The sequence below is a fragment of the Dietzia sp. DQ11-44 genome (assembly GCF_014145205.1).
GTDB lineage: Bacteria > Actinomycetota > Actinomycetes > Mycobacteriales > Mycobacteriaceae > Dietzia > Dietzia natronolimnaea.
On the sequence record NZ_JAALEC010000133.1, the window covers coordinates 1 to 6,056 of the forward strand.

Sequence of the window (6,056 nt, forward strand, 5' to 3'; positions counted from 1 at the left end):
CGCCACCGGCGACATCGCGGACGCCGGTGGCCGGCACTCCAGGTCTGACGGGTCGCAGGGTCTCGGCACCCATGACACCGGCACCCATGACACCGGCATCCACGACCGGACGGGGCGTCACCCGGACGACGTCGATCCGGCCGCCCACCCGGACCGGGAGCCGGGCGTCGTGGACAAGGTGTTGGGACGGAACCGACGGGACGAGCAGGGGCGCTGACCCCCGGTACGTCGGACCGACTGCAGGGCCCGCGGGAGATGATCCCGCGGGCCCTGCAGTCATTCCCGGGTGGTCAGGCGGCGGCGCCGGTGGTGACCCGGGCGTTCTTCACCCGCTCGCCGAACAGGGGACCGTACAGGGCGCCGGCGATGAGCGCGCCGAGGATCGGGGCCACCCAGAAGAGCCACAGCTGACCGACGGCCCCGTCGCCGTTGAAGAAGGCCACGGCGGTCGAGCGGGCCGGGTTCACCGAGGTGTTGGTGATGGGTATCGAGATGAGGTGGATCAACGTCAGCGTCAGCCCGATCGCCAGGGGTGCGAAGCCGGCGGGGGCGCGGCGATCGGTGGCTCCGAGGATCACCCAGATGAAGATCGCGGTCAGCACGACCTCGATGATCAGGGCCGAGAGCAGGCCGTACCCGTCCGGGGAGTTGGCGCCGAAGCCGTTGGCGGCCATGTGGCCGGTCGCCTCGAATCCGTCCTTGCCCTTGGCCACGACGAGTATCAGTGCTCCCGCGACCAGACCGCCGACGACCTGGCTGACGATGTATACGGGGGCCTTGGCCCAGGGGAGGCGCCCGGCGATGGCGGCGCCGACGGTGACGGCCGGGTTGAAGTGGCCGCCGGAGATGTGGCCGAGCGCGTACACGCCGGTCAGGACGGTCAGGCCGAAGGCCAGGGAGACACCGAGGTAGCCGACGCCCACGGGGACGTCTCCGGTGTCTGCGGTGGCGACCTGGACGGCGGCGAACACCGCCGTGCCGCACCCTCCCAGTACCAGCCAGAAGGTGCCGATCACCTCGGCCGCGATCACCGCCGTCCCGGACGGGGTGCCGGGGGACGTGTCGGACGGGGTGCCGGGGGACGGTGCGGACGGGGTGCGCGGGGACGAGTCGGACATGGATTGACCTCCGGTGGTGTACTCCCCGGGATCGGGGGAGGCGGGAACGTGGTGGTGAGTGTTTCCGCTGAGCACACGCTAGCGCTGCCGGGGTCCCGCCGCGCCGGTTCCGCGACCTGTCAAGCGGTCCCGGCGAGGTGAGCCTCGGTCAGGGCGCCAGGAGAGTCGGGAGAACCGCCGCGGCGGTGTCACGGAGGTGGACCGTCACCCCGTCCGTGAGGCCGGAGGGATCGGGGTTGACCTCGACGACCGGGATCCCGAGGTCGACGGCGATGCCGGGGAGCGATGCGGCGGGATGGACGAGACCGGAGGTGCCGACGACCAGGACCGCGGTCGCGGCGGAGATCGCGGACACCGCGGCGTCCCAGGGCTGCCGGGGGAGCATCTCTCCGAACCAGACCACTCCCGGTCTGGCCCGTCCGCCGCACCGCGGGCAGTCGGGCGGCGCGAGCCGGTCCACGGGGTCCTCCGGCGGCGCCCCCACCTCCATCGGGGCCCCACACTCGTCACACCGGTGTGCGAAGAGGCTGCCGTGGAGATGGTGCACCCCGGCGGAACCCGCGCGCTCGTGCAGGTCGTCGACGTTCTGGGTCACCACCGTCACGCTGCGGTCCCGGGCGGCGCGGGCGATCGCGAGATGACCGGCATTCGGCTCGGCGCATCCGACGAGGTGCTCGCGCCAGCGATACCAGGCCCACACGGAGTCCCGGTCGCGGTCCCAGGCCTCCGGGGTCGCGAGGTCGGCGGGGTCGTGGCGTGCCCACAGTCCCGTCCGGGAGTCCCGGAAGGTGGGCACCCCGCTCTCCGCACTCATCCCGGCACCCGTCAGAACGACGAGAGGCCCACCGTCGCCGAGGGCGAGACGGGCCTTGCTCATGTCGGGGTGGGGCCGGTCGGACCCCACGCCGTCGCTGATCACGGGACGAACGCGGAACCCACCAGCGGCAGTGAGACACAATTGGAGGTCCCGCCGCCGGCGAGGGTGGTGGTGACGCCGCCCTGCAGGAGCATCAGCACCTGCCCCGGGCCGGTGTCGGCGACACCGTTGAGGGTCGCCGGTCCGCCCGCGTTGATCCCGTTGTAGCTGAGCACGGTGGTGCCGCGGCGACCGTTGTTGATGTTGAACCAGTCCACGGTCATGGGCTGCACCTGCTGGGGTGCGACGCCCTCGGTGCCGAGGGCGGTGAAGATGAAGCCAAGGTGGCCGCCCGGGATGCCGGGCAGGGGCAGGCCGGCGGGCCCCGGCACGGCGGTGGCGGCCCCGACCGCGGTCTGTTCCCCGTCGATGCAGTTCTGCATGATGGTCGGGTAGGCGAACTGCGCGATCACCGGACCGTTCTCGGGCAGCGGGGTGCCCGGCTCGCCGGACCCGCGGAAGAAGCCCACCAGCCGGGCGATGGTGCCCCGGGTCTCCTCGGGGATCCACTGCTGCTCGGAGAGGTTCTCGATGGCCTGCAGCACCGGCTCGGTCGGGCGGCCCAGCTCGTCCAGCGACTGGGCGCTCGCGGAGGCGGGGACGGCGAGCGACACGGCCATGGCGGCGACTGCACCGAGACCTAGGGTCCTGAACGAGTTCCTGAGCGAGTGGCGGGTCACTGGCGAGTCCATTCTTCGGATGAGGCGGACGGACCGGTCGGCGGGCCGACCAATCGACGGCTCGATGTTCTCACAACGTTTACAGGTGTGGATACCGGAGGCCCGGTTGCTGTGGCGTCTGTGGCCAGTGTGGCAGAAGATACTTGTGATGTAAATAACAGTCGCCGCCGCGGGTGTGGCGTCGCCCGCTCGGGATGACTGTCCGGAGGCCGATGCGGGTAATGTGGTCACGCACGCGCGCTCGACCGGACGCGCTTGTGGATCACGCGGGAGTCCCGCAGATTCCCACCACGCGCCCGGCGGCCACAGAGTCGCCCGTGGCGCCGAAAGCCTCTGAGGGAGAACCCACCGTATGGCCCTGACCGAGTTCCGCAACGTCGCCATCGTCGCGCACGTCGACCATGGTAAGACGACACTCGTCGACGCGATGCTGCGCCAGTCCGGAGCGTTCGACGAACGCGCGGAGCTCGTGGACCGGGTCATGGACTCGGGTGACCTCGAGCGTGAGAAGGGCATCACGATCCTGGCCAAGAACACGTCGGTGCGGCGTCTCGGCGCAGGGTCGGGCGGCGCCGACCTCGTCTTCAACATCATCGACACCCCCGGCCACGCCGACTTCGGCGGCGAGGTGGAGCGCGGCCTCAACATGGTCGACGGCGTCGTCCTGCTCATCGACTCCTCGGAGGGTCCGCTGCCGCAGACGCGGTTCGTCCTGCGGAAGGCGCTGGCGGCATCCCTTCCGGTCATCATCGTCGTCAACAAGACCGACCGTCCGGACGCCCGCATCGACGAGGTCGTCGAGGACGCCCAGGACCTCCTCATCGGACTCGCCTCCGATCTCGAGGACCCGGACGCCCAGGCCGCGGCCGAGCGCGCGCTCGAACTGCCCGTGGTGTTCGCCTCCGGTCGCGCCGGTAAGGCCTCGACCACGCAGCCGGCCAACGGCCAGGAACCGGCCGGGGAGAACCTCGACGAGCTCTTCACGCTCCTGTACGACGTGATCCCCGCGCCCCGCGGTGACGCCGACGCGCCGCTGCAGGCCCACGTGACCAACCTGGACGCGTCCAACTTCCTCGGTCGTATCGGTCTGGTCCGTATCCACAACGGCCGTCTCCGCAAGGGTCAGCAGGTGGCGTGGATCCACAACCTTCCCGACGGCGGTCAGGAGACCAAGTCCGTGCGGATCTCGGAACTCCTCGCGACCAAGGGTGTCGAGCGGATGCCCACCGACGAGGCCGTGGCCGGCGACATCGTCGCGGTGGCCGGGATCAGCGACATCATGATCGGCGACACCCTCGCGGATCCGGAGAACCCGGTGGCGCTGCCCGCGATCACCGTCGACGAGCCGGCGATCTCGATGACCATCGGCGTCAACACCTCCCCGCTCGCCGGCCGCAACGGCGGTACCAAGCTCACCGCGCGGATGGTCAAGGCGCGTCTCGACCAGGAGCTCGTGGGCAACGTCTCGCTCAAGGTCCTCGACACCGCGCGCCCCGACGACTGGGAGGTCCAGGGCCGCGGCGAGATGGCGCTGTCCATCCTCGTCGAGACCATGCGCCGGGAGGGCTTCGAGCTCACCGTGGGCAAGCCGCAGGTCGTGACCCGGGTCGTCGACGGCAAGGTCCACGAGCCGATGGAGCACATGACCATCGACGTGCCCGAGGAGTACCTCGGCGCGGTCACCCAGCTCATGGCGGCCCGCAAGGGGCGCATGGAGCAGATGGGCAACCACGGATCCGGATGGGTCCGGATGGAGTTCCGGGTGCCCGCCCGGGGGCTGATCGGCTTCCGCACGACCTTCATGACCGAGACGCGCGGCGCCGGGATCGCCAACTCCGAGTCGGCCGGCTACGAGCCCTGGGTCGGAGAGATCCGCTCGCGGCACACCGGTTCACTGGTTGCCGACCGTGCCGGCAAGGCCACCGCGTTCGCGCTGCTCAGCCTGGCCGACCGCGGCGACTTCTTCATCGAGCCCGGTTCCGAGGTGTACGAGGGCGTCGTCGTGGGCGAGAACCCGCGATCCGAGGACATGGACGTCAACATCACCAAAGAGAAGAAGCTCACCAACATGCGAGCGGCCTCCTCCGATACGACCGAGACCCTGCAGAGGGCCCGCAACCTCTCGCTGGAGGAGGCCATGGAGTTCTGCGCCGGCGACGAGTGCGTGGAGGTCGGACCGGAGGCGATCCGCGTGCGCAAGGTGCTGCTCACCGCCAATGAGCGGGCCAAGGCCCGCAGCAAGTCCAAGTCGCGCGAGCAGCAGTCGGTCAACTGACGAGGACCCTGGTGGCGACGAGGGGGGCATCAGTTCGTCGGCGCGGCACGAGCGTTCTGGCAGCCGTGCTCTCCCTCGTCGTCGTCACAGGGTGTGTGGCCGATCCGCCTCCGCCCACCGTGGTGGGGGAGGAGCGTACCGACGGGGAGTCCGTCAACCTGTCCAGTGGCGGGGTCCTGCTGGCCCTCGACCGCGTCGACCCGGGCTTCAACCCGCATCTCCTGGCCGATCAGGGAGTCGACACGGACCTGGTCGCCTCCCTGCTGCTCCCGAGCGCGTTCGTCCCCGGGCCGGGCGGTGAGCCGGTGCTCAACCGCGACCTCCTCGTGTCCGCCGAGCCCCTGCCGGGGAGCCCGCGGACAATCCGCTACACGATCGACCCGCTGGCCCAGTGGACCGACGGGGTGCCGGTCGCGGCCGAGGACTTCGAGTACCTGTGGCGGCAGATGACGACCCAGCCCGGAGTGGTCGACCCCGCCGGGTACGAGCAGATCGTCGAGGTGCGGTCCGGCGCCGGGGGCAAGGTCGTCGACGTGGTGTTCGACTCCCCACCGACGCAGTGGCGGACGCTGTTCGCCGACCTGCTGCCCGGGCACATCCTCAAGAACGCCCCGGACGGTTTCCAGGGCGCGATGTCCAGCCTCCCCGTGATGAGCGCGGGACCGTTCATGATCCGGTTCGCCGACATCGGTCGGGGCGAGATCGAGTTCGTACGCAACGACCGGTACTGGGCGCGCGCGCCGGAACTCGATCAGATCCTCGTGCGGCGGGCGACAGGGGCCGGACAACTCGGCGCGGCGTTGCGTGGAGGACCGGGATCACTCGCGATGGTCTCGGCGACACCGTTGGCCGCGGACGTCTCGGCCACCGTCCACGGGGTCCGCGCCGTGACCGTCGACTCCTCGGCCCAACTCGAACTGGGCTTCAACACCGTCGCCCCGGCGGTCCGCGACCCGGAAGTGCGGCGCGGCCTCACGGCGGCGGTGGACCCCGAGGTGGTCGGTCGGATCGTCACCGGACAGTCCGACCCGGCCGTCACGACCTACCCGTTCCCGCCGGGGTCCGCC

Annotated in this window: 6 protein-coding genes; 3 read left to right on the forward strand and 3 right to left on the reverse strand. The window is 70.7% G+C overall.

Annotation, left to right across the window (positions count from 1 at the left end; all coding sequences use genetic code 11):
* Positions 1–217, forward strand: a 217-nt coding sequence (locus tag G6018_RS04120; protein ID WP_206685253.1) for a hypothetical protein, incomplete at its 5' end; no start/stop codon positions are given.
* A gap of 73 nt (positions 218–290) precedes the next feature.
* Here the strand turns inward: G6018_RS04120 and aqpZ are convergent.
* The 3 genes from aqpZ to G6018_RS04135 form a co-directional block, all read right to left on the reverse strand.
* Complete coding sequence (gene aqpZ, locus G6018_RS04125) at positions 291–1,016, reverse strand: aquaporin Z (protein WP_182609516.1); 726 nt, start codon at positions 1,014–1,016, stop codon at positions 291–293.
* A 250-nt stretch (positions 1,017–1,266) separates the two neighbouring features.
* Positions 1,267–1,995 carry an NAD-dependent deacylase gene (locus tag G6018_RS04130; protein ID WP_182609517.1) on the reverse strand — a complete coding sequence of 243 codons (729 nt, stop codon included), beginning with the start codon at positions 1,993–1,995 and terminating at the stop codon, positions 1,267–1,269.
* Positions 1,996–2,033: 38 nt separating this feature from the next.
* Positions 2,034–2,654 carry a hypothetical protein gene (locus G6018_RS04135; RefSeq protein ID WP_241730811.1) on the reverse strand — a complete coding sequence of 207 codons (621 nt, stop codon included), beginning with the start codon at positions 2,652–2,654 and terminating at the stop codon, positions 2,034–2,036.
* A 412-nt stretch (positions 2,655–3,066) separates the two neighbouring features.
* Here G6018_RS04135 and typA point away from each other — a divergent pair, with 412 nt between their 5' ends.
* Both typA and G6018_RS04145 read left to right on the forward strand, forming a co-directional pair.
* Complete coding sequence (gene typA, locus G6018_RS04140) at positions 3,067–4,989, forward strand: translational GTPase TypA (RefSeq protein WP_179525605.1); 1,923 nt, start codon at positions 3,067–3,069, stop codon at positions 4,987–4,989.
* 95 nt (positions 4,990–5,084) lie between these two features.
* Positions 5,085–6,056: ABC transporter substrate-binding protein (locus G6018_RS04145; protein ID WP_347237788.1), on the forward strand; the 972-nt coding region annotated here is incomplete at its 3' end.

Bases quoted from the DNA above. Each gene is read 5' to 3' on its own strand.
- typA (WP_179525605.1), top strand. From the start codon at position 3,067: ATGGCCCTGACCGAGTTCCGCAACGTCGCCATCGTCGCGCACGTCGAC.
- G6018_RS04135 (WP_241730811.1), bottom strand. From the start codon at position 2,654: ATGGCCGTGTCGCTCGCCGTCCCCGCCTCCGCGAGCGCCCAGTCGCTG.
- G6018_RS04130 (WP_182609517.1), bottom strand. From the start codon at position 1,995: ATGAGCAAGGCCCGTCTCGCCCTCGGCGACGGTGGGCCTCTCGTCGTT.